21 protein-coding genes, 1 tRNA gene and 3 pseudogenes are annotated in these 23,073 nt (G+C 62.6%); 14 read left to right on the top strand and 11 right to left on the bottom strand.

From position 1 onward, the window contains the following. Positions 1–183 precede the first annotated feature (183 nt). From paaN to NPS47_RS01850, 6 genes are all read left to right on the top strand, one after another. Positions 184–1,869, top strand: a complete 1,686-nt coding sequence (gene paaN / locus NPS47_RS01875) for a phenylacetic acid degradation protein PaaN (RefSeq protein WP_274293421.1) — start codon at positions 184–186, stop codon at positions 1,867–1,869. Between the two features lie 10 nt (positions 1,870–1,879). Beyond that, the gene (paaY, locus tag NPS47_RS01870) at positions 1,880–2,476 is read left to right on the top strand and encodes a phenylacetic acid degradation protein PaaY (protein WP_274293420.1); all 597 of its coding nucleotides are present in this window, start codon (positions 1,880–1,882) and stop codon (positions 2,474–2,476) included. Positions 2,477–2,559: 83 nt separating this feature from the next. Next, positions 2,560–3,483, top strand: a complete 924-nt coding sequence (gene paaX, locus NPS47_RS01865; RefSeq protein WP_274293419.1) for a phenylacetic acid degradation operon negative regulatory protein PaaX — start codon at positions 2,560–2,562, stop codon at positions 3,481–3,483. Between the two features lie 79 nt (positions 3,484–3,562). Further along, complete coding sequence (gene feaR / locus NPS47_RS01860) at positions 3,563–4,480, top strand: transcriptional regulator FeaR (RefSeq protein ID WP_274293418.1); 918 nt, start codon at positions 3,563–3,565, stop codon at positions 4,478–4,480. Between the two features lie 246 nt (positions 4,481–4,726). After that, on the top strand, positions 4,727–5,125 hold the full coding sequence (locus NPS47_RS01855) for a c-type cytochrome (RefSeq protein ID WP_274293417.1): 399 nt from the start codon (positions 4,727–4,729) through the stop codon (positions 5,123–5,125). A gap of 35 nt (positions 5,126–5,160) precedes the next feature. Further along, positions 5,161–6,648 (top strand): aldehyde dehydrogenase family protein, encoded by a 1,488-nt coding sequence (locus NPS47_RS01850; RefSeq protein ID WP_274293416.1) that lies wholly within the window; start codon positions 5,161–5,163, stop codon positions 6,646–6,648. A gap of 426 nt (positions 6,649–7,074) precedes the next feature. Here NPS47_RS01850 and NPS47_RS01845 read toward each other — a convergent pair whose 3' ends face one another. The 8 genes and pseudogenes from NPS47_RS01845 to NPS47_RS01815 all read right to left on the bottom strand — a co-directional run bounded on the left by NPS47_RS01845 (position 7,075) and on the right by NPS47_RS01815 (position 14,182). Further along, positions 7,075–7,596: a cytochrome C gene (locus tag NPS47_RS01845; RefSeq protein WP_274293415.1), complete on the bottom strand. Its 522-nt coding sequence runs from the start codon at positions 7,594–7,596 to the stop codon at positions 7,075–7,077. A 10-nt stretch (positions 7,597–7,606) separates the two neighbouring features. Then, a complete protein-coding gene (locus NPS47_RS01840; RefSeq protein ID WP_274293414.1) occupies positions 7,607–8,128 on the bottom strand; it encodes a methylamine dehydrogenase light chain in 522 nt (173 codons plus the stop codon). 21 nt (positions 8,129–8,149) lie between these two features. After that, on the bottom strand, positions 8,150–8,785 hold the full coding sequence (mauD, locus tag NPS47_RS01835) for a methylamine dehydrogenase accessory protein MauD (RefSeq protein ID WP_274293413.1): 636 nt from the start codon (positions 8,783–8,785) through the stop codon (positions 8,150–8,152). A 4-nt stretch (positions 8,786–8,789) separates the two neighbouring features. Continuing rightward, on the bottom strand, positions 8,790–9,329 hold the full coding sequence (locus NPS47_RS01830) for a MauE/DoxX family redox-associated membrane protein (protein WP_274293412.1): 540 nt from the start codon (positions 9,327–9,329) through the stop codon (positions 8,790–8,792). A gap of 13 nt (positions 9,330–9,342) precedes the next feature. Further along, the gene (locus NPS47_RS01825) at positions 9,343–10,497 is read right to left on the bottom strand and encodes an amine dehydrogenase large subunit (RefSeq protein WP_274293411.1); all 1,155 of its coding nucleotides are present in this window, start codon (positions 10,495–10,497) and stop codon (positions 9,343–9,345) included. Positions 10,498–10,647: 150 nt separating this feature from the next. After that, positions 10,648–11,244: pseudogene (locus NPS47_RS25665) on the bottom strand (methyl-accepting chemotaxis protein); the annotation flags it as partial. A gap of 261 nt (positions 11,245–11,505) precedes the next feature. Beyond that, a pseudogene (locus tag NPS47_RS25660) lies at positions 11,506–12,573 on the bottom strand (HAMP domain-containing protein); the annotation flags it as partial. A gap of 283 nt (positions 12,574–12,856) precedes the next feature. Further along, positions 12,857–14,182, bottom strand: coding sequence for a hypothetical protein (locus NPS47_RS01815; protein WP_274293409.1), 1,326 nt, complete (start codon positions 14,180–14,182; stop codon positions 12,857–12,859). Between the two features lie 262 nt (positions 14,183–14,444). Here NPS47_RS01815 and NPS47_RS01810 point away from each other — a divergent pair. The 4 genes and pseudogenes from NPS47_RS01810 to NPS47_RS01795 all read left to right on the top strand — a co-directional run bounded on the left by NPS47_RS01810 (position 14,445) and on the right by NPS47_RS01795 (position 15,928). Then, positions 14,445–14,521: transfer RNA gene (locus NPS47_RS01810), tRNA-Val, on the top strand. A gap of 129 nt (positions 14,522–14,650) precedes the next feature. Beyond that, positions 14,651–15,220: an SPOR domain-containing protein gene (locus NPS47_RS01805; protein ID WP_274293408.1), complete on the top strand. Its 570-nt coding sequence runs from the start codon at positions 14,651–14,653 to the stop codon at positions 15,218–15,220. A gap of 152 nt (positions 15,221–15,372) precedes the next feature. Continuing rightward, positions 15,373–15,489: pseudogene (locus NPS47_RS01800) on the top strand (GNAT family N-acetyltransferase); the annotation flags it as partial. 13 nt (positions 15,490–15,502) lie between these two features. Then, positions 15,503–15,928 carry a GTP pyrophosphokinase gene (locus tag NPS47_RS01795; protein ID WP_274293407.1) on the top strand — a complete coding sequence of 142 codons (426 nt, stop codon included), beginning with the start codon at positions 15,503–15,505 and terminating at the stop codon, positions 15,926–15,928. 3 nt (positions 15,929–15,931) lie between these two features. On the opposite strand, the gene NPS47_RS01790 is transcribed toward NPS47_RS01795, so the two are convergent. The 3 genes from NPS47_RS01790 to NPS47_RS01780 all read right to left on the bottom strand — a co-directional run bounded on the left by NPS47_RS01790 (position 15,932) and on the right by NPS47_RS01780 (position 18,158). Further along, the gene (locus tag NPS47_RS01790; protein WP_274293406.1) at positions 15,932–16,627 is read right to left on the bottom strand and encodes an endonuclease I family protein; all 696 of its coding nucleotides are present in this window, start codon (positions 16,625–16,627) and stop codon (positions 15,932–15,934) included. Between the two features lie 6 nt (positions 16,628–16,633). Continuing rightward, positions 16,634–16,903: a DUF1654 domain-containing protein gene (locus tag NPS47_RS01785; protein WP_045184252.1), complete on the bottom strand. Its 270-nt coding sequence runs from the start codon at positions 16,901–16,903 to the stop codon at positions 16,634–16,636. A gap of 166 nt (positions 16,904–17,069) precedes the next feature. After that, on the bottom strand, positions 17,070–18,158 hold the full coding sequence (locus tag NPS47_RS01780; protein WP_274293405.1) for an asparaginase: 1,089 nt from the start codon (positions 18,156–18,158) through the stop codon (positions 17,070–17,072). Positions 18,159–18,492: 334 nt separating this feature from the next. Between NPS47_RS01780 and NPS47_RS01775 the strand changes: the two genes are divergently transcribed. From NPS47_RS01775 to NPS47_RS01760, 4 genes are read left to right on the top strand one after another with little or no spacing between them, the layout of a single operon-like run. Further along, a complete protein-coding gene (locus tag NPS47_RS01775; protein WP_274293404.1) occupies positions 18,493–19,449 on the top strand; it encodes a sugar ABC transporter substrate-binding protein in 957 nt (318 codons plus the stop codon). A gap of 47 nt (positions 19,450–19,496) precedes the next feature. After that, a complete protein-coding gene (locus NPS47_RS01770) occupies positions 19,497–21,047 on the top strand; it encodes a sugar ABC transporter ATP-binding protein (protein WP_274293403.1) in 1,551 nt (516 codons plus the stop codon). Further along, the gene (locus tag NPS47_RS01765) at positions 21,044–22,036 is read left to right on the top strand and encodes an ABC transporter permease (protein ID WP_274293402.1); all 993 of its coding nucleotides are present in this window, start codon (positions 21,044–21,046) and stop codon (positions 22,034–22,036) included. Before NPS47_RS01770 ends, NPS47_RS01765 begins: the two co-directional genes overlap by 4 nt. 3 nt (positions 22,037–22,039) lie before the next feature. Then, positions 22,040–23,062 (top strand): LacI family DNA-binding transcriptional regulator, encoded by a 1,023-nt coding sequence (locus NPS47_RS01760; protein ID WP_274293401.1) that lies wholly within the window; start codon positions 22,040–22,042, stop codon positions 23,060–23,062. Positions 23,063–23,073 lie beyond the last annotated feature (11 nt).

Below are 23,073 nucleotides of genomic sequence, written 5' to 3'. Positions count from 1 at the left end.
ATAAAGCGCAAGCTCCCGTGTTTGCGGGCTGCAAGTGAAGGGCGCAGGCCTGCGCGCTGACGAAATTCCGATACAGGTGTATTTACTTATTCTCAAAAAAGCGTTGTGATACAGAAAATCTCATCAAGCGCATCGCTTTCTGTAGCTTTGTGCCGTTGCCGCCCGCTTTTCGAGGATTCATCGATGCCGTCCACTGCCACCCGTGCTGCCCTGGAGCTGTTCGACCACCACCGCGCCACGCTCGACCGCGCCCTGCAGGCCATCGCCGAACGCGGCTACTGGTCGCCTTACAGCGAGCAGCTCAAGCAGTACCCACAAGCGGCGGTAGAGGGCGCGCAGGCGGCATTCGAAGCGCTGCTCAACCGGCCGTTCGTGCTGCAGGGGCCGACCCCGGTAGGGCGCGTCGGTGCCGAGCGGTCGCCTTATGGCTTCGATCTTGGCGTCAGCTACGATCAGTACGATCCCGAGCAGTTGCTGGCACGTCAGCAGCAGGCGCTGCCTGCCTGGCGCGATGCCGGCCCGCAGGCGCGGGTTGGCGCCTGCCTGGAAATCCTCGAACGTCTCAACGCGCTGAGCCCGACCCTGGCCCATGCGGTGATGCACACCACTGGCCAGGCCTTCATGATGGCCTTCCAGGCCGGCGGCGCGCATGCCCAGGACCGTGGTCTGGAAGCGCTGGCCTATGCCTGGCGAGCGATGGCCGAGGTGCCGCAGGCGGCGCAGTGGGTCAAGCCACAGGGCAAGCTCGATCCACTGCAGCTGGAAAAACGCTGGCACATCGTGCCGCGCGGCCTGTCGCTGGTGGTTGCCTGTTCGACTTTCCCGACCTGGAACACCTACCCGGGCCTGTTCGCTAGCTTGGCCACCGGCAACCCGGTACTGGTCAAGGCGCACCCGGGGGCGATCCTGCCGGTGGCAATGAGCGTCAAGGTGGCACAAGAGGTGCTCGCCGAGCTGGGCTTCGACCCGGCGCTGGTCAGCCTGGTGGTCGATACCCCTGAGGCTCCGGTGGCGCAGCAGCTGGCGCTCGACCCACGGGTCAAGCTGGTTGATTTCACCGGTTCCAATGCCTTCGGCGAGTGGCTGGAGCGTCACGCGCAGCAGGCCCAGGTGTTCACCGAGAAGGCGGGCATCAACAGCGTAATCATCGACAGCACCCGCGACCTCAAGGCGGCGGCAAAGAACCTGGCGTTCTCCCTCAGCCTCTATTCCGGGCAGATGTGCACCACCACCCAGGCTATCTATGTGCCACGCGGCGGTATCCGCAATGGCGATGAACAACTCAGCTTCGCCGAGGTTGCCGAAGCGCTGAGCGCGGCGATCAAAGGTTTGCTCGCCGACAACGACCGCGCCTGCGCAGTGCTCGGCGCCATCCAGTCGCCCGCGACGGCGGCACGTATCGACGCTTGCCGCGAGCTGGGCGAAGTGCTGCTCGACAGCGAAGTGCGCGAGCATCCGCAGTTCCCCGGCGCGCGGGTGCATACACCGCTGCTGCTGAAGGTCGACGCCGCGCAGCGCGACGCGTATACCCAAGAGCGCTTCGGCCCCATCGCCTTCATCGTTGCCACCGACGACAGCGCGCACAGCCTGCAGCTCGCCGGCGAAGTGATCGCCGCCAAAGGCGCCATCACCCTGGGTGTGTACTCCACCGACGAGGCATTCCTCGAGCAGGCCGAAGCCCTGGCTCAGGATGTCGCTGTGGCGCTGTCGGTGAACCTCGACGGCGGCGTGTTCGTCAACCAGTCGGCGGCCTTCAGCGACTTCCATGGCACTGGCGGCAACCCGGCGGCGAATGCCTCGATCAGTGACGGCGCCTTCGTCAGCCGGCGCTTCGTCGTCGTCCAGAGCCGCCGCCACGCGGCCCAATGAGGACACTGCCATGACCTGCTACAGTCTCGACGGCCTGACCCCGGTCGTCCACCCCAGCGCCTATGTGCACCCCAGTGCGGTGCTGATTGGCGATGTGATCATCGGTGCCGGCTGCTATGTCGGCCCGCTGGCCAGCCTGCGCGGCGACTTCGGGCGCATTGTTCTGGAAGAGGGCGCCAATATTCAGGACACCTGTGTAATGCACGGCTTTCCCGAGAGTGACACGGTGGTCGGGCGTAACGGTCACATCGGCCATGGCGCGGTGCTGCACGGCTGCCGCATCGGTGAGGATGTGCTGGTCGGCATGAATGCGGTGGTCATGGACAACGCCGAGATCGGTGCGCGTTCGTTCGTTGCCGCCACTACCTTCGTCAAAGCCGGCTTTCGCTGCGACGAGCAGTCGCTGGTGCTCGGCTCGCCAGCGCAGGTCAAGCGCCGCCTCAGTGACGAGGAGGTGGCCTGGAAGCGGGCAGGTACCGAGGAATACCAGCGCCTTGCCCAGCGCTGCCGCCAGGGCCTGGTCGCTTGCGAGCCGCTGCGTGAGGTCGAAGCGGCACGCCCGCGGATCAGTGCCAGCACCTTGCGGCCCAAAGGGGAGGGGCAATGAGCAGTGCGCTCAAGCTTGCTGGCAATGGTCAGGACTGGCGCTCAGCGGGTATATTTCGCAGCACTCTCATGCCCGGTTCTCCCATGACGTCCCTTGCTCCCCTCAATCAGTTGATCGCCCGCTTCCAGCAACAGACCCCGCTGCGTGCCAGTTCGTTGATCATCACCCTCTATGGTGATGCCATCGAACCCCACGGTGGAACGGTGTGGCTTGGTAGCCTGATCCAGTTGCTCGAACCCATTGGCATCAACGAGCGGCTGATCCGTACTTCTATTTTCCGCTTGACCAAGGAAGGTTGGTTGAGCGCCGAGAAGGTCGGCCGGCGCAGCTACTACAGCCTGACCGGGACCGGTCGCCGTCGTTTCGAGAAGGCGTTCAAGCGTGTTTACAGCTCGGCGCTGCCCGCCTGGGATGGTTCCTGGACCCTGGCGCTGCTGTCGCAACTGCCGCAGGACAAGCGCAAACAGGTGCGCGAAGAGCTGGAGTGGCAAGGTTTTGGTGCGATTTCGCCGGTGATGCTGGCGTGCCCGCGCTGTGAGCGCGCCGATGTGGTGGCGACCCTGCAGGACCTTGAGGTGCTGGAAGACACCATTCTGTTTGAAACCACTGCTCAGGACGTACTGGCCTCCAAGGCGTTGCGCATGCAGGTGCGCGAGAGCTGGAACATCGAGGCGCTGGCCGGGCAATACAGCGAATTCATCCAGTTGTTCCGCCCCTTGTGGCAAGCGCTGCGCGAGCAGGATGAGTTGCAGCCGATGGACTGTTTTCTGGCGCGAACCTTGCTGATTCACGAATACCGCAAGCTGCTGTTGCGTGATCCGCAGCTGCCCGACGAGTTGCTCCCGGGGGACTGGGAAGGCCGGGCGGCGCGTCAGCTGTGCCGCAATATCTACCGTCTGGTCCAGGCCAAAGGCGAAGAGTTTCTCAGCAGCGCGCTGGAAACCGCCGACGGTCCACTACCGGAGGTCGGAGAAAGTTTCTATCGGCGCTTCGGCGGGCTTAAATAGGCGCGGACAACGAGGTAACCCAGGCGCGATGAGGTCGGTGCCTGGCTAATAATAAAAAGAGAGAGAGGCCTGTCACATCATGATGACTGCAAGTGCACTCAGGGCAGACCGTTTTGATGAATGGCTGCAGCAAATCAACCAGGCCTGTGGCCGCTTTTGTGCCACAACCCTGGGGCCAGACTTTTCCGGTTCGGTAAAGGAGCACAAGGTCGGGGCGATCAAGCTGAGCCTCGTTGATGTCGCTCAGGCGCGTCTCTATCGCACCGGGCGCGAGGTGGAGCAGAGCGAGGGCCGGCATTTCTTCGCCGCGTTCCAGCTGCAGGGCCATGCGGCAATGGAACAGGACGGCCAGCGCGTGACGTTGCGTCCTGGCGATATCACCCTGATCGACGCGACCTTGCCGAGTGATTTCACTTACAGCGACAACTCGCGCCAGCTGTCGTTGATTCTGCCCCGGCATCTGGTCGAGCATAGCCAGCGTTTCAGTAGCATTCGCTGCGCTCAACGGATCGATGCCAGCTCGCCGATTGCGCTGCTGGCCAATCGCCTGGTGCTGGAGGCCAGCCGCCTGGATACGCTCAGTCTGCACGAGAGCGAAGCCACGCTGGATGCCATCATCAGTCTGTTGCGCCCGGTCATTGGCAATACCGAGGCCGATCCGGATGTGCATGAGCGGATGTTCCGCAAGACCCTTGCGTTCATCGATGAAAACATTCGCAGCGAAGAATTGTGCCCCGAGCTTCTGGCGCGTGAAGTCGGGGTGTCGGTACGCGGTTTGTACCGCATGTTCTCGAAGAAGGGCCTGGTGGTTGCCCAGTACATCAAGAGCCGGCGCCTGGATTTCTGCGCCGAATCCTTGCGCCACGGTGGCGGCGAACAGAAGCTGTCGGCCTTGGGCTATTCCTGGGGTTTCTCCGACGCCAGCTATTTTTCCACTGCCTTCAAAGCCCGTTTTGGCGTGTCGCCGGGCGAGTACCGCAAGCGTTACCAGCACTGATCCCCTCCGCAGCACACCCCTGATCCCGCGTGAAGGGGTGTGCGCCTAAAGCGCGCTTCCCCCCTCAGTACCCATCGTATTGGCAGCGCGACCAATACGACTGGCACGCAGAAAAAAACCTTCTGTGCCCACTCCGGATTAAATCGACAGGTCAAAAGCCATCTTCCGTCCTGCGCGGTCGATGGCCTCCCCATGTCAGGAGTTTCAGCGGGCAGTGCGGATGCTCAGGTCAGAGGTTTCAGTTTCATGCATAACAACAAGATTCGCCGGTGCCTGGCCGGTCTCTGCGTGCTAGCGCTGCTCCAGGTCTCTCAGGTGCAGGCCGCTGCCTGTGCGCCGGCCTCGGTGGACAAGGGCAGCAAGCTGTTCGCTCAGGAGTGCTCGGTGTGCCACGCGGTGCAGAAAGACGTAACCGGCATGATGGGGGTCAACCTCCATGGCGTGGCAGGCCGCACCTCGGGCACCGTCCCCGGCTTCAGCTACTCCCAGGCGATGAAGAACAAGGCCGTGAACTGGAAAGCCGAAAGCCTGCAAGCCTTCATTACCCAGCCACAGGCCTTCGTCCCTGGAACCTACATGCCCTACACGGGAATGGCCGCTGCAGAAGACAGCGCAGCGGTTGCCTGTTTCCTGACCCAGCAGTGAGCCTGGGTCGATTCAATGAATGATGAGGAATGACAATGAGCAAGGTTGATGTACTGCCGCAGGTCGCCGCTTTTCTGCAGCGTCGGCATGGTTGCTTCATCGATGGCCAGTGGGTTGTGCCTGAGGGCAGCACCTCGCCGGTGTTGAACCCGGCGACCGGGGAAACCATCGCCCAGGTGGCCGATGCCAGCGTGGAACTGGTCGAGCGTGCTGTGCTGTCGGCGCGCAAGGCGCACGAGTCGCGGGTCTGGTCGGGGCTGCGCCCGGCCGATCGCGAGCGCATCCTGCTGCGCTTCACTGCTTTGGTGGAAGCGCACGGCGAAGAGTTGGCGCAGCTGGAAACCTTGTGCCAGGGCAAGTCGATCAACATGGCGCGGATGCTTGACGTCAACGCCACCGTTGAGTTCATGCGCTACATGTCCGGTTGGGCGACCAAGATTGAAGGGCAGGCCCTCGATGTCTCTATCCCGTTGCCTGAAGGTGCGCGCTACACCGCGTTTGCCCGTCGCGAGCCGGTGGGTGTGGTTGCCGGCATCGTGCCGTGGAACTTCCCGCTGATGATCACCACCTGGAAGTTGATGCCGGCACTGGCCACCGGCTGCACGGTGGTGATCAAACCATCGCCGGAAACTCCGCTGACCGCCCTGCGTCTGGCCGAGCTGGCCATCGAGGCAGGCATCCCCGCCGGTGTATTCAACCTGGTGACCGGGGCTGGCAACGTCGGTCAGGCGCTCGCTTCGCACCAGAAGATCGACAAGGTGTCGTTCACCGGGTCCACCGCCGTGGGCAAGATCGTCGGCGGCGTTGCCGTGCAGAACATGACCCGCTTCGCGCTCGAGCTGGGCGGCAAGAACCCGATGATCATTCTTGCTGATGCCGATATCGACAAAGCCGTGCAGGGGGCGCTGCTGGGCGGTCTGCTCAACAACGGTCAGGTGTGTGCTGCCGCTTCACGTTTCTATGTGCACCGTTCGCGCTACGACGACTTCGTCGCCGGCCTGGCGGCTGCAGTTTCCGGGATGTCGATCGGTGCGGGGATGGATACCACCGCGGCAGTCAACCCGCTGGTGTCGCGCAAGCAGCAGCAGAGTGTGCTCAAGCACATTGAGACGGCCAAGCAGGAAGGCGCTCGTGTGGTCACCGGTGGCGAGCTGGTGGAGAGTGCCGGTTTCTATGTGCAGCCGACGGTGCTTGCCGACGTCAACCATGAGATGGCCGTGGCTCGCGCTGAAGTGTTCGGTCCGGTGTTGTCGGTGATTCCGTTTGATGATGAGGACCAGGCGATTGCCATGGCCAACGACAGTGTCTACGGGCTGGCTGCCAGTCTGTGGACCAATGACCTGACCAAGGCGATGAACCTGGTGCCGCGTATCGAGGCCGGTACGGTCTGGGTCAATGCCCATGTGTTGCTCGATCCGAACATGCCGTTTGGGGGTGTCAAACAGTCGGGCATGGGGCGTGAGTTTGGCCGTGCGGTGGTTGAGGCTTATACCGAGATCAAATCGGTGTGCATCGCTCACTGATCGTTTTTTGCTCCTTAGGGCAGGCCGTGGGTCTGCCTTTTTTTTGTGGGGTTGTGAGCTTATCCATTTTGTGTGGTGAGGCTGTTGGCCCCTTCCGCCCTTACGGCGGGTCCCTTTTGTCTTGGTGTACGGACCGGACACATGGTGGACAGGTGTGCATGAAGGTCAAGATCAACACCTTGAAGCGCATTTTTCCGTGATGCGATGTAACTGGCAGGTCGATATCGCGGGGCAAGCCCGCTCCCACCGGGTGACCCATTACCCCGGTGGGAGCGGGCTTGCCCCGCGATGGCATCAGCCTGGCTCCGCCAGCGTCTGCTTTCGAAGATGCGTCAGCGCAGACGCCGCCCAAACCGGATAAGCCCACAGTTTCAACCCATCCATAAAAAAAGCCCGCCAACAGGCGGGCTCAATCTGAGCGCACACTCAATAATTCATACCGTCTTCTATAGCGATACCCTTGGCACGCATCTGGCTGATCAGCCCGGCACGAGCATTCGGCACATTGAGCACCGACCTGTGCCTCACCGCCGCCACCTCCTCGCCAGTGTAGGGCTGGTAGTGCTCAGGCAGACTCGCACCGGCAATACCGTCCTTACGCATCAGCCAGTTGATCAGCACAGCCAGTTGTTCATCGTTGAGTGCCGATTGGGCCATCCCTGGCACCCGCACGAGAAACTCACGCCCGCCGTCGACCTTGAGGAAATTACCGACAAAGTCCTTCATGCGTGGCACATCATTGGCCCTGGAGCCACTGCCGTCGCCGAGGTGGCAGCCCGCGCACTGCAACTGATAGTTCACCGCAGCACTGTAACCCGCCTGGGCGATCGGGGTTTGCACCGCTTCGTTGCCAGGCGCGTGCTTCTGGTTCGGATCGGGAATGGCCCGCGCCAAGGCCAGCGGAGCTGCCAGGGCGCAGGTCAGACCGATGATCAGCAAAGAGCGCATCTTCGCCACCTCAGACCGCGATGCCGCGGATGACCGACACGGTGCAGTGGTAGATGTGCGACTTGGCGGCCAGGCACCAGTTCACGTCGTTGTTGTTGAACGGACGATAGGCGGGCTCTTCGCTGTCGTTGCGGGTACAGGCGCACTGGTTGCAGCTGTGCTTACCGCAGCAGTCGTTGTAGGAAATGATGTAATCCTTGCCATCCGCAGGGTTACGGCAGGTGCCGATCCAGGTCACCTGAGAAGCCTCGGTGCCGGGCGGGCAGGAGGTCACGCTACCGCCGCAGCAGGAGCACAGGAAACCGTCGATCGAGCAATAGCGCCAGTAGTCGCAGCTGTTCGGATCACCCGGATCGCCAGCCATCGGCTTGTCGGCGGCCAGGGCCTTGCTGGTGCGGTCGATCGGCAGCAGTACAGGCAGGGCCGCGCCGGCAATCATCAGCGAACCGATGCGGCCGAGGAGTTTGCGTCGCGAGGTGGTGTCGGCGACGTGGCGGGCAGAGCGCTCGAACAGGAGGTCGAGGAGTTTCATGGGCCTGTCCTTTCGTTATCGTTATGCGTGGGAATGTGGGGTGCTGTGATCGTGCGCATGTGCATGCGCATGGCCGTTACCGTGCAGGTACTGCTGCAGGGTGGCGCTGCCCAGGTGCTCGGTTTCGAACAGGCTGTCGAGGTGTTCGCGCGAGTTGACCAGGCCCTTGGCACGCAACACGCCGTTCTGGTCGATCAGCGCCGCGTAGGGCAGCTTGCCGATCTGGTAGGTCATGCCGACCTGCGGGCCGACCACGTAGGTGGCGTCTTCCAGTTTGTGTTCCTGGATCAGCTTCTGCTGGGCGTCCATGTCGCCGTCGCTGACGAACACCACGTCGAGGCGGTTGGCCTGTTCCTTGGCGATCGACTTGATCGCCGGCAGCAGCGATTTGCAGATCGGGCAGGTCGGCGAGAGGAAGAACAGCAGTTGGGCTTTTTCACCGGCATAGCCGAAGTTGACCGGGCGGCCGTTGCGGTCGGCGGCGGTGACTTGTGGCGCCGGCTCGTTGACCGCAACGCCTTTGTCGACCATCAGTGCGCCGGCCGGGGCCAGACGCGAGTGCAGCACGCCGATCTGGCGGACCAGACCCATCACGGCAAAGGCGAGGGCGATCAGCAGTGCCCAGAGCAGGATGTTGGAGACGATCAAGCCTTCCATAATTTTACCTTCCAATCAGTTTGAACAGACGAGGACCGTTGGCCAGCAGGCCTTCGGTAGCTGCGTAGATGAACAGTGCAACGGTGCTCGCGGCGATCACCACGAAACCGTCAAAGATGCCGAGATCGCGCGCTTGCGGGGCAATGCCGGCGACCAGCGCCAACGCCACCAGCACGCTGTTGCGGGCAAGCAGTACCGGGCGCAGCGGTTGCGCCTGGTCGGGGCCCGAGCAGCCGCAGTCGATGTCGGCGCGACCGCGCCACAGGTTGATGCCGATGGCCGCCGCGTACAGCGCCAGCAGCGCCGCGGCGAGCAGGGCGGCGCTCGGCCGGCTGGCTGGAACCAGCAGGGCAAAGGCCACGCCGATTTCCACTAGCGGCAGGCCGCGGGCGACCAGCTTGAGCAGCGCCTTTGGCAGCAACTGGTAATCCTCCAGCTGCTTGGTAAAACGCACCGGCGCACGGAGTTTGTGGGTCGCGGCGCTGGCCAGGATCACCGCAACGGCGATCGCGCTGGCGATGATCAGGATCGGATCGGTGTGCATGAATTCACCTCGCTCAGTGGCTGAGAATCTGCGTGGCGGTTTTATGCAGCTTTTCCATCGTGCCGGTGTGCTTGCCGCTCTTGAGATCGAAGATGTCCATGCCGCCGCCAACGTTGATGCCGAGCAGCAGCGGGTTGTCGTCGCTGGTGGCCTGCAGGCTCCAGATCGGCGCGCCTTCGGTGCTCAGGGTGGCGACCTTCTTCTGGGTTTTCAGGTCGAAGGCCCAGATGGTGTTGCTCGGGTCTTCCCACTTCATCGCCTCGTGGGCGTCGTGCATCAGCACGTACAGGCGGTTGAGCTTCGGCGCGACAGCCAGCAGCTGCCAGCCACCCGGCGCCCAGCCGGCCTTTTTCTCTTCGTCGTTGACCAGCGACCAGGTCGGCAGGATTTTCGCTTCCTTACCGGACAGATCGAGGGTGTGCACAGTGCCGGTGGTGCTGGTGAAGTAGAAGGTGTCGCCGACGTTTACCCCGCGCTCGACCAGCTTCTCCGCGTTGGGGTCGAAGAATTTGGTCTGGGTGCGCGCGGTTTCCTTGCCGCTGTCGTCGAGGGTCAGCAGCTGGATGCTGCCGTCGCCGCACAGCGAGGCGATGCGGCGCTTGCCCACCGGGTAGCTGAGCACGCAGCCGGGAATGGCGATTTCGCCGGCCACGGCCTTGGACTGGGTGTCGACCACGGTGATCGAGGTCGACGGGGTGAAGTTGTAGACGTAGACGAAGCGGTCGTCGGCGCTGGTGGACAGGCCGAAACGCTGGGTCAGCGACTCGGCGCGCTTGGCCGGAATCACCACTTCCCATTCCGGCGCCAGCTTGGAAGTATCCCAGGCGGTCAGCACGTCGGTGCGGGTGCCGCGGGTGCCGCGCGAATAGAACAGGTCGGCGCTGTACAGCAGCTTGCCGTCACGGCTCAGGGTCGAAGGCGCGGCGAAGCCGGTGCTGATCATGCCGAGGAAGCGCTTCTGGTCCGGGTCGACCACGACCACACGGCCGGTGACAAAGTTGTCGAACTCGACATCGATCATATAGGCGCGGTGCGGCGATGGCGGAAACGGCAACACGGTCTGGCCGATGCCGCTGTCAGCGGGCAGCTCGGCAAGGGCGGGGTACGCGCCGGCGAGCGACACGCCAAGAGCCAGGGTAGTTTGGGCAAGGATCCTGGTTATTCGCATCAGGGGGGCTCCCTTAATTATTGGATTTAGCGGATCGCGAAGGCATTGGCAGGGTTTTGCAGGTCTAGTCTGCCCTGAGGGCGTACAGGCGGCATTGTTGTGCCTGCCAATCCGTTGTGTACCTGTGCCAGTCCGTGCTGGCGCTGGGGGTCAAATGCGGAAACTGTCCACCAGGTGCTTCAGGCGCGCCGCCTGCTGTTCAAGGTCGGCGCAAGCGAGGAGGGTGGCGTTGAGGTTCTCCACGCCTTGCTGGTTGAGGGTGTTGATCTCGCTGATATCCATGTTCAGGGCCTCGATCACCGAGGTTTGCTCTTCGGTGGCGGTGGCCACCGACTGGTTCATGCCGTCGATCTCACCGATACGCTGAGTGACGCTGCCCAGGCGTTCGCCAGCCTGATTGGCGATGGTCACGCTGTCTGCGCTGTGGCTCTGGCTTTCGCTCATGGTCGTGACCGAATCGCGGGCGTCCACCTGCAGGCCTTCGATCATCGTCTGGATTTGCTGCGCCGACGCCTGGGTGCGATGGGCCAGGTTGCGCACCTCGTCGGCGACCACGGCAAAACCGCGCCCGGCTTCCCCGGCGCGTGCCGCTTCGATGGCGGCATTGAGCGCAAGCAGGTTGGTCTGCTCGGAGATGCTTTTGATCACTTCGAGGATCTGGCCAATATCCACGGTTTTGCTGTTGAGCGTCTCGATAGTGCTGCTCGAAGCGCCGATCTTGCTCGACAGCTGGTGCATCGCGGCAATGGTTCTTTTCAGTACCTGGCTACCTTCTTCGGCCAGTTGCCGGACATCCGAGGCTTGATGCGATGCGTGGGCGGCGTTGCGCGCGATTTCCTCGGCGGCGGCGCCCAGTTGGTTGATCGCGGCGGCGACGCTACCGGTGCGGCTGGCCTGTTCGTCGCTGTTGGCCATGGAAGACGTGGAGGCACTGACCACCCGAATGGCCACCTCGTTGAGCTGGCGGGTGGTCGAAGAGACTTCACGGATCGAGCTGTGGATGCGTTCGACGAAGCGATTGAACGCCTTGGCCAGCTGGCCGATCTCGTCGCGCGACTGCACGGCCAGGCGTCGGGTCAGGTCGCCTTCACCCTCGGCAATGTCTTCGAGCATGTGGGTCAGGCTCTGCAGCGGGCGGGTGATGCGCAGCGCGGCCAGCCAGATCAGCAGCACGCCGAGCAGGGCCGCGCCACCACCGAGCAGCAGTTCCAGGGTGGTAGCCTGTTCGCGGTGCTGGTCGAGCTCTTGTTGCAGGCGCTCCGTCGGTGCCAGCAGGATGTGCTGCGGCACGCCGACGAGGATGGCCCAGGGCGCGGCGTCGGCGATGGGCGCCAACGGCTCGAGTACGCTGATCTGTTGCGGGTCGACGAACACCTTGGCCTGTTGCTGTTGCAGTGCGGCCAGTACCTCGCCGGCCTCGCTGCCCAGCACCTGGTTCAGGCGCTGGCCGAGTCGGCTGGCATCCTGGCTGTGCGCCGCGATCACGCCGCTCGGGCTGAGGATGCTGATCCGGCCGTTGCCGTCGAACAAGCCACGGCTGCTGGCTTCGCTGCTCTGTTGCAGGGCGGCGAGGTTGATGTCGAGCCCGATCACCGCGATGACCTTGCCGTTTTCCACGAGCGGGAAGGCGATGCTGGTGACCAGCTTGCGCGTACCGGATGCCTCGTCGAAATAGGGTTCGAGGACGCAGGCTGCCTGGCGGTCGCGGGCGCAGGTATAGAACGCGTTGTACGGACTGCCGCTGGGGCCGGGCTGGGTATTGGCCAGCAAGCCCTCGTCGCCGATGACCGCTTGCAGCTCGCCTGGCGTGCTCTGCACCCAGTACAGGGCGTAGCGTCCGGCCTCGTTGCTGCCCAGCTCGGTCTGGCCGGCGAAATGGCTGTCGGCCCCGTCCAGAGCGTTGGCTTCGAAAATCACATAAAGGCCGAGCAGGTCGGGCTTGTCGATCAAGGCCTGGCGCAGTTGCCGGGTCAGTTCCTGGCGCAATTGCTGCGGCGCCAGCTCGCCGTGCTGCGCGCGCTGGCGCAGATAGAGCAGGTAGCGCGACAGCCCCTGGCCGTATTCGTGGGTTTGCATGAAGGTGCGTTGCACCTGCAAGGCTTGCACCTTGGCCAGTGCCTGCATATGGCTTTCGGCGGCGCTGGCCAGCATGGTGCTGCTGGAATGCTTGACCTGTTCGCTGCTTTCCCCGGCCTGGTACAGCGACAGCCCCACCAACAGGGCGACAATCAACAGGAGGCAGAGGCTGGCGAGCAGGGTGATCTTGCTTTGGATAGTCAGGAGACTTGCGCGCATGGGAGGGACCCGGATCGAGGCAGAATGCTCTGCGGGTGACGGCGCTGCCGCCACCCGCAAGGCTTCAGAAGGAAGTGGCGAAGATCAGCTGGGTGTACAGGTTGTTGTTGGTGTTGCCCAGTTGGGTGCCGCCTTGTTCTGCGCTCTTGTCCGGTTGGTACAGGCCAACGAGCGGCATCACCATCAGGTGCTCGCTGACGCCCCATTCGGCATACAGGTCGAATTCCTGACCGTCGGTGATGCCCAGGTTGCGGTCGATGGTGTCGAAGTTGAACGCCAGCAGGCCGATGTTCAGGTTTTCCAGCGGCGAGACCTTGAACTCGACTTTCTGCACGCGCGTGTTGCTGTTGAACGGGCCGGCATAGTTGCCGGCGACCTCACCCTGGAACCAGGTGCCGTAGCCACGGCTAAAACCGTTGAACAGCGGGTCGAAGGCTTCCGAGTAGCGGCTGTAGCGATAGCTGACATTCGGCGACCAGGCGACGTCGGCGAAGGTCCAGCCGGCTTCCAGGTACCAGGCGTTTTCGGTGCTGGTGTGGGGCTTGTCCTGGGTGGCGTATTCGCCGGAGAGGAACAGGTTTTCTACCCCGGCGTTACCGGCGGCGCGCAGGCTGTAGGTCTTCATGCCGTCGCGTTCCAGTTGTGCCGGCGACGCAAATTCTTCATCCACATCCGTGGTGTCGATGTAGGTCAGGCCTACGGTGCCGGCATCGGCCACGTGCTCCAGGGTGGCGACGTACATTTCGGTCTTGGCCTGGGCGCGGTTGTCCGACTTCAGCCACATCAGGTCGCTGCGCCAGCCTTGTTTGCCACCCAGGCGCAGCACGGCGGTCTGGTCAAAGGCTTTGCGCGCGGCCAGGTAGTAGGCGCCGCCGCGATTGAACTCACCATCGGCCAGGCCTTTGCCCAGATTGAGCGCGTCGCCTTGAATCAAAAAACCGTCACCTACGCTGATGTTCTGGCGGCCGAAGGAGAAGTCGATCCCGTCTTCGCCAAGGCTTGGCAGGAGGTTGCCGGAGCGCCAGCCGAGGTAGGCGTCTTCGATCTTGGTGGTGCGCTCGGAGCCATCGCTGAAACCGGCGGCATCACCGTCGCCCCAGGTTCCCGAGCTGAGCAGCGAGAATGCGCCATAGGCAGTGCCGACGCCGGCCAGGCCCTGGTCGCCGCTCAATCCATATTTGATGTAACCCTCGCGCCAGGCGGACGACCCTTCTTGCAGGCGCCCGCTGATGGCGTAGTTTTCCTCGCTGTGGAACAGCCCGAACACCGCTTCGAGGTTGGCGTTCAGGTGGCTGTTGTCATCGGCATACAGCTCATAGGCACTGGCCTGGGTGGCAGCTGTGATCAGCAGGGCTAGCGTGGAGAGGCGAAGCAAGGGCGACTTGAGCATGGACGGGGTTCCGTTCTTATTAGTGTCGGCGGGTAACTCGATTGAGTAGTTCCGGATACTAAGTCGTCGCTTCAGGCTATCCTTTTGCCTGCTTGCCATCCGTTTGCGTGTGTCTGCCAGATTGTCGCTGCACCTCAGGCGCTTGTTCCCAAGGGGCAGGCGCGGCGTTTTCAGGGCAGACTAAAGCTGCTGATTTTTTTGATTTTTTTATAAAATTTCGCTTTACGAAAGGGAAGCACCTGCGTATTATGCGCCCCACAGCAGGCACATAGCTCAGTTGGTTAGAGCACCACCTTGACATGGTGGGGGTCGTTGGTTCGAGTCCAATTGTGCCTACCAAATCTCGACAGAAAGGGCGATCCGCAAGGATCGCCCTTTTTGCATTCATCGCCGGCAAGGCCGCCGAATGTAACCTCTGACCTCCCCACAAATGCTAAAATCCGCCGCTTGTATCCAGGAGATAGACGCGTGCGCAAAGTGGCGATGGTAATGGCAGTACTGGCTCTGGCCGGCTGCGAGAATGCAGTCGAAGGCGTGCACAAGCAGATTGCCGATCAGCTGCCCAATCCCAAGACGGCCAAGTTCGGCAACGTGCGAATCGACAAGCAGGGCACGATCTGCGGTCAGGTACGCAGTAAAGATGACGCCGGCACCTTCTTGCCTTACCGCAGCTATGTCGCCTTCAAGCAGGCTGACGGTTACGAGATCGTCCTCGCCGACAAGGGCAGCAACCTGCGCATTCGTGAAGCCTGTGGCGGTGCAGAACTGCAGCGCAGCGCCGAAGCCATGGCAGACAAGCCTGCGCCTGAGGGCTGGGATGTGGAAATCGTGCAAGGCCCGAACATGGGCGCCCTGAGCGATATGACCGCGCGCCTGATCGAAAAACAGATCCCTTCCTCAGTGGTGTACCGCGACGGTAAACCGGTGGTGTTGCTCGGCCCGTTCCCGAGCAAAGCCGAAGCCGAAGCCAGGCAGGCGGATGTAATGGCACGCCTGGGCACCGACTCGATCGTCATTCAGCACGACGCGCCGCGCTAGCCAGCAGCTTTCCCGGCCCCGTACACTCACGGTTCAACGCAAGGAGAGCCGTGATGAAGGAAGCATCCCCCGCCATTACCCTGCAGCGCGCCACCGAACAGCACATCGACGGGCTGGTCGCGTTGTACAGTCATCCGCAAGTCACCCGTCAGGCCCTGTATAAGCGCCATGGCTTTGAAGTCGAAGGGCAATTGCGTGACTATGCTATGCGTGACGGCAGGTTGACCGATGTCTACAGCATGGCGCGTCTGCAACGACGCGAACGTTGAGCGGGAGGGCCTTATGTCTACGCTGGAACGAGCCATTGCGGTGGCGGCCAGGGCGCACGAAGGGCAGCAGGACAAGGGCGGCGCCGCCTATATCCTGCACCCGTTGCGGGTGATGATGCGGGTCTCGACCGTCGAGCAGCGCATCGTTGCGGTATTGCACGATGTGCTTGAGGATTCCTCCATGACCTTGTCGGACCTGGCGCGCGAGGGCTTTGCCCTGAAGATCCTCGCGGCGGTGCAGGCGCTGAGCCGCCGTGAACAGGAGAGCTATGAGGCGTTCGTCATTCGCCTCGGCGGCGATCCATTGGCACGGGTGGTGAAGCTGGCTGACCTGGCCGACAACAGCGACCTCTCGCGCATCGCCATGCCCGGCCCTGAAGACATGGCGCGCCTGGCCCGTTACCAGCAGGCCAGCGCCTACCTGCAGACGCTGGCCTGAGGCTTACCCGCAGGCGCTGAGGTTCACCGGGCCGACAAACGCGTTGCCGTGGCCCATCACACAGGCCACCCGCTGGTTGCGCTGGCGTTCCCAGGGCTGCGGCGGGTAGGTCTTGTTCCAGGCTTCATAGAGCTGGCGGTCCTGCTTGGACAGCTTGAGGTTGTACTGTTTGCTCATATAGAAGTAGGTGCGCGCGATCATCCCGCGGATCGACGGCCGCGGCATGACCTTCTTGGCCTTGAAGTCGACCTGGGTCAGGCACGAGCCGTACTGCCCGCGCTGCTCGGGCAACCAGCCGAAACTGAAGTTGCTGCGATCACCGTTGACCTCGCCGATGCTCGGCACCAGGTTGTGCAGGTCGGCCTCGGCGCGTTGGTAGACCTTGTCGTTGCGCGAACAGTTCTGGCGCCCGCCGGCTTGCCAGCACTGACGCTGATGGCCGATCTGCCAGGCCGGGACAATATGCTCCCATTCGATGCGCGAAGCGCGGTTGGCGTTTTTGCGCGGGATGTAGCCGCACGCCGCGAGATCGACCTTGTTGCCGTTGTACTTGCAGCCACAGTAGAACTCGGTGGACTGCGGTGCATACAGGCGCCAGGCGACCTTCTTGGCTTCGCTGAAGGTGCGCGGTGCATCGGCGTAGGCGCTGGTGGTGACACTGAACAGCAGGCAAGCGACTGCAAAAAACGAAACTCTCATGCCGGTTCAGTCTTCCTTTGGCACAACCCAGAAAATCTGCACGCCACCGTCATCGCGGTAAGCGAGGGTGACGTTGTCGTTCTCGGCAATTTCCTCAAGCAAGGTCGCCCAGTCGTCGGGGGACTCATGCTCCAGGCGGAAGATCAGGGCGGCCCGCGCTTTCTGTGCGGTCGGTGAATTGATGATTTTCTGGATGCGGATGCCCAGTTGCTCGTAACTGCTGGCAGGGGCGGAAGTGGTGGCCACGAAACGTTCCTTATTTAGCTGTATGCGCATACAGTATTTTACTGTAAGCAATTTCGCAACAGCTCGTCAGTGAAAGAGCGCATGTGACCGCAAACCGCGCAGTTTGCTGCGGTCTGTTTAAAGTTTATTTGCTGAGGGTGGGGGAGGTACGCTTGCCCGTCCTACAGGGCGGGCAAGCGTGGCCGGGGGACTGGAATCAGTACTCCCAGAAGATCCGCTGCAGCTCTTTGCTGTCCTGGGTCTTGGTCAGGGCGACCATGGCCAGAATCCGCGCTTTTTGCGGGTTCAGGTCGTGGGCCACGACCCAGTCGTTCTTGTCGTCAGGCTGTTCGGCGTTGCGCAGCACGAAGCCGCCGGCGTTGACGTGGGAGGAACGAATGATCTGCACGCCTTCCTTGCGCAGCTCCTGCAGGGCAGGCACTACACGCGACGACACTGAACCGTTGCCGGTGCCGGCATGGATGATCGCCTTGGCGCCGCCTTGGGCCAGCGCCTTGTAGGCGGTGTCGGTCACGTTGCCGTAGCCGTAGGCGATGTCCACCTGGGGCAGGCTGCTGATTTTCTTGATGTCGAATTCCGAATCCACGGTGTGGCGCTTGGCCGGCAGGCGGAACCAGTAGGATTTGCCTTCGACCACCATGCCCAGCGGGCCCCATGCGCTCTTGAAGGCTTCGGTCTTGATGTTGACGGTCTTGCTGACGTCGCGACCCGACTGGATCTCGTCGTTCATGGTGACCAGCACGCCTTTACCGCGCGAATCCTTGTTGCTGGCAACTGCCACGGCGTTGTACAGGTTGAGCATGCCGTCGGCGGACATCGCCGTGCCCGGACGCATCGAGCCAACCACCACGATCGGCTTGTCGGTCTTCTCGACCAGGTTGAGGAAGTAGGCGGTCTCTTCCAGGGTGTCGGTGCCGTGGGTGATGACGATGCCGTCGACGTCCTTGCTGTCGGCAAGCTCGGCCACGCGCTTGCCCAGTTGCAGCAGGTTGTCGTTGCTGATGCTTTCGGAGGCGATCTGCATCACCTGTTCGCCACGCACATGGGCAAGGTTTGCCAATTCCGGAACGCCGGCGATCAGCTTGTCCACGCCCAGCTTGGCGGCCTGGTAGGTCGCGCTGTTGGCGGCGCTGGCGCCGGCGCCGGCGATGGTGCCACCGGTGGCGAGAATCACCACGTTGGCCAGTTTCTGTTGGTTCTCGACTTCCTTGGCGTTGACGCCTGCGGGCAGTAACAGCAGCAGGGCCAAAGCGCCCGGAACGAAGGAGTGAAGCGCAGCTTTCATTGTTGTTCTCTCTTATGACTGGAGTTCGCTGTGTAACCCGCAGGAAAGAGCAGAAATCGAGCCAGCTCTGCCGTTCGTCGTATTTCATGTTCAATCTATTGATTTATATGAGCTTTCATTTGACGTGGCGAAGGCGTATGAGGGGCTTGGCATTCGAAAATCCGAATAACTCTATCTAGGGGGTTCGGTTTTCCGAGTAATTTGACGATAATTCCTACAGGCAACTTCCAGCAAGTTTGCGCCGTCGAATTTGACAAAGTCTGGTTGCGTTCCCATAGTGAGTTAACGCAAACGTTTGCGACCCGATAAAAATCATAAAATTCGGAGTAAATACATGAAGCTGCCGTTCGCTGGACGCCTTTTGGCGGTTGCCGTACTGTCATCGCTCTCCCTCGCGATGCCCTTGTCCCACGCCCAGGCGGATGACGCCAAGCCCAAAGTGGCGCTGGTGATGAAGTCCCTCGCCAACGAGTTCTTCCTGACCATGGAAGACGGCGCCAAGGCGTACCAGAAGGAACACGCGGGTGAATTTGAATTGGTCTCCAACGGCATCAAGGATGAGACCGACTCCAGTAACCAGATTCGCATTGTCGAGCAGATGATCGTTTCCGGGGTCAACGCCCTGGTGATTGCCCCGGCGGACTCCAAGGCCCTGGTGCCGGTGGTGAAAAAGGCCATGGACGCCGGCATCACCGTGGTCAACATCGACAACCGCCTGGACCCTGACGTCCTCAAAAGCAAAAACCTCAGCGTACCGTTCGTAGGCCCGGACAACCGCAAAGGCGCGCGCCTGGTGGGTGAGTACCTGGCCAAGGAAAAACTCAAGGCCGGTGATGAGGTCGGCATCATCGAAGGTGTCTCGACCACCACCAACGCCCAGCAGCGCACCGCCGGTTTCAAGGATGCGATGGAGGCGGCGCAGGTCAAGATCGTCTCGGTGCAATCGGGTGACTGGGAAATTGCCAAAGGCAACGCGGTCGCCGCCTCCATGCTCAATGCCCATCCCGAGCTCAAGGCGTTGCTGGCCGGTAACGACAGCATGGCCCTGGGCGCGGTCTCGGCGGTGCGTGCGGCGGGCAAGGCCGGCCAGGTCCAGGTGGTCGGCTATGACAACATCAACGCCATCAAGCCGATGCTCAAGGACGGTCGTGTGCTTGCCACTGCCGACCAGTACGCTGCCAAACAGGCGGTGTTCGGTATCGAGGCGGCGTTGAAGATGCTCAAAAAAGAAAAAACAGACGTCGATGCCGACAACGTCATCCAGACCCCGGTCGAATTGGTCACCCAGTAGCGGCACGGTGTGCGCCTGCCCGACGGCAGGCGCCAGGAGATCAAGCAATGTCAGCGACTGCGGATGTCGTGCTTTCAGTCAGCGCAATCGGCAAGACCTATGCGCAGCCGGTGCTCGGCGATATCGACCTGAGCCTGTATCGCGGCGAGGTGCTGGCCCTCACCGGCGAGAACGGCGCGGGCAAAAGCACCCTGTCGAAAATCATCGGTGGCCTTGAGCTGCCGACCACCGGGCAGATGCGCTACCAGAATCAGCCTTACCAGCCCGGCAGCCGTGCCGCTGCCGAGCGCCTTGGCGTGCGTATGGTCATGCAGGAGCTCAACCTGCTGCCAACCCTGACCGTGGCCGAGAACCTGTTTCTCGACAACCTGCCCAGCCGTGGCGGCTGGATCAGCCGCAAGCGCTTGCGTGAACAGGCCCGGGCCGCCATGGCCCAGGTCGGTCTCGATGCGATCGATCCGGACACTCCGGTCGGTGAACTGGGCATCGGCCACCAGCAGATGGTGGAAATCGCCCGCAACCTGATCGGCGACTGCCATGTGCTGATCTTCGATGAACCCACGGCCATGCTCACTGCGCGCGAGGTCGAGTTGCTGTTCACCCAGATCGAACGCCTGCAGCAGCGTGGGGTGGCCATCGTCTACATCTCTCACCGCCTGGAAGAGCTCAAGCGCATCGCCCAGCGCATCGCCGTGTTGCGCGATGGCAAGCTGGTGTGTGTCGAGCCCATGGCGCGCTACAGCAGCGCAGAGTTGGTCAACCTGATGGTCGGCCGCGAACTGGCCGAGCACATCGACCTGGGCCAGCGCCGGATCGGCGCGCCGATTCTCAAGGTCACTGGCCTGAGCCGGGGCGACAAGGTACGTGATGTCTCTTTCGAGGTGCGCAGTGGCGAGATTTTCGGCATCTCCGGGCTGATCGGTGCCGGTCGGACCGAACTGCTGCGTTTGATCTACGGTGCCGATCGCGCCGACAGCGGCTCTATCGAGCTGGGCCAGCCATTGCGCCCGGTGCAGATCAATTCACCTGTAGCTGCAGTGCGCGAAGGCATCGCCCTGATCACTGAAGACCGCAAGGGCGAAGGCCTGCTGCTGTCGCAATCGATCAGCGCCAACATCGCCTTGGGTAATCTGCCGGCGATTTCCCGCGCTGGCGTGCTCGACGGTAATGCCGAGCGTGAGTTGGCCCAACGCCAGATCAGCGCCATGCGCATTCGCAGCTCCAGCCCCGATCAGGTGGTGGGCGAGCTGTCCGGTGGCAACCAGCAGAAGGTGGTCATCGGCCGCTGGCTGGAGCGCGATTGTACGGTGCTGCTGTTCGACGAACCGACCCGTGGCATCGACGTCGGCGCCAAGTTCGACATCTACGGCCTGCTCGCCGAACTGGCGCGCCAGGGCAAGGCGCTGGTGGTGGTCTCCAGTGACCTGCGCGAATTGATGCTGATCTGTGACCGCATCGGCGTACTCAGTGCCGGACACCTGATCGACACCTTCGAACGCGAACATTGGACCCAGGATCAACTACTGGCCGCAGCCTTTGCCGGCTATCAGAAACGTGATGCGTTGCTGCATGAAGCGGCACCCAGGACAACCATATGAAAACCACTCCCGTGGACACCGCTGCCCCGAGCAGCAAACGCAGCGGTAGCTATTACGGCCTGGGCACCTACCTGGGCCTGGCGGGCGCCTTGCTGGCAATGATCGTGCTGTTTTCCTTCCTCAGCAGTCATTTCCTGTCTTACGGCACCTTCAGCACCCTGGCCAACCAGATCCCCGACCTGATGGTATTGGCCGTAGGCATGACCTTCGTGCTGATCATCGGCGGTATCGACCTTTCGGTGGGGTCGGTGCTGGCCCTGGCGGCCTCGGCGGTCAGTGTGGCGATCCTCGGCTGGGGCTGGAGCGTGCTGCCGGCGGCGTTGCTCGGCATGGGCGTGGCGGCGCTGGCCGGCAGTATCACCGGCTCGATCACCGTGGCCTGGCGGATTCCATCGTTCATCGTTTCTCTGGGCGTGCTGGAAATGGCCCGAGGCCTGGCCTATCAATTGACCGACTCGCGCACCGCCTACATCGGCGACGCCTTTGCCTGGCTCTCCAATCCGCTGGCGTTTGGCGTATCGCCATCGTTCATCATTGCCTTGCTGGTGATCATCCTCGCCCAGCTGGTGCTGACCCGCACGGTGTTCGGCCGCTACCTGATCGGCATCGGCACCAACGAAGAGGCGGTGCGCCTGGCCGGTATCGACCCGCGCCCGTACAAGATTCTGGTGTTCTCGCTGATGGGGCTGCTGGCCGGCCTTGCCGCACTGTTCCAGATTTCCCGCCTGGAAGCCGCCGACCCCAATGCCGGTTCCGGCCTTGAGCTGCAAGTCATCGCCGCCGTGGTGATCGGCGGCACCAGCCTGATGGGCGGGCGCGGCTCGGTGATCAGCACCTTCTTCGGCGTACTGATCATCTCCGTGCTGGCCGCAGGCCTGGCCCAGATCGGCGCCTCGGAACCCACCAAACGCATTATCACCGGGGCGGTCATCGTGATCGCCGTGGTCCTCGATACCTACCGTAGCCGACGTGCAAGTCGGCGGAACTGACCCATGGCAACCATCAAAGATGTCGCGGCACTGGCGGGGATTTCCTACACCACCGTGTCCCATGTACTGAACAAGACCCGACCGGTCAGCGAACCGGTGCGCCTGAAAGTCGAGGCGGCCATCGCTGAACTCGACTACGTGCCCAGCGCCGTCGCCCGTTCGCTCAAGGCGCGCAGCACCGCCACCATTGGCCTGCTGGTGCCCAACAGCGTCAACCCGTACTTCGCCGAGCTGGCCCGCGGCATCGAGGATGCCTGCGAGCGCAACGGCTACTGCGTGATCCTGTGCAACTCCGACGACAACCCGCAAAAGCAGCGCAGCTACCTGCGCGTGCTGCTGGAGAAACGCATCGACGGCTTGATCGTCGCCTCGGTGGGTGAAGACAGCGATCTGCAGGGCAGCCTGGCCAATGTGCGCACGCCGATGGTGATCGTCGACCGTGCCCTGGAAGGCGTCGAAGCCGATCTGGTGAGCATCGACCACGAGCAGGGCGCTTACCTGGCGACCCGGCATTTGCTCGAGCTAGGCCACCGTGAAATCGCCTGCATCGGCGGCCCGGTCAGCACCAGTACCGCGCAATTGCGCCTGGCCGGGTTCCGCCGCGCCCTGGCTGAAGCCGGGGTGGCGGTGGCCGACGAACACATCGTCAACAGCGATTTCACCAGCCTGGGCGGTTATGCCGCCGCCGCGCAATTGCTCGACGGCCAGCGACCGACGGCGATTTTTGCCGGTAACGACATGATCGGCATCGGCGTATTGCGCGCCGCCGCCGAACGCAACATCTGCGTGCCCGGCGAGCTGTCGGTGATCGGCTTCGACGACATCCAGCTCAGCCGCTACGTGTTCCCGGCGCTGACCACGGTCGGCCAGTCGATTCGCGAACTGGGCGAAAGTGCCGCCGCCCTGTTGCTGTCGCGTATCGCCCAACCGCTGCGCGGTGCCCCGGAGCAACGCATCGTCGCGCCGAAGATCGTGCTGCGTGAATCCACCGCCCCGCGCCCAGACCTTTTCAATGATTACCGCTGAGAACAGAACAG

The sequence above is a fragment of the Pseudomonas putida genome (assembly GCF_028682475.1).
GTDB classification, from domain to species: Bacteria; Pseudomonadota; Gammaproteobacteria; order Pseudomonadales; family Pseudomonadaceae; genus Aquipseudomonas; species Aquipseudomonas putida_AG.
Note: the sequence above shows the minus strand (reverse complement) of the source record. Positions and strands in the feature narration are given on the sequence as shown.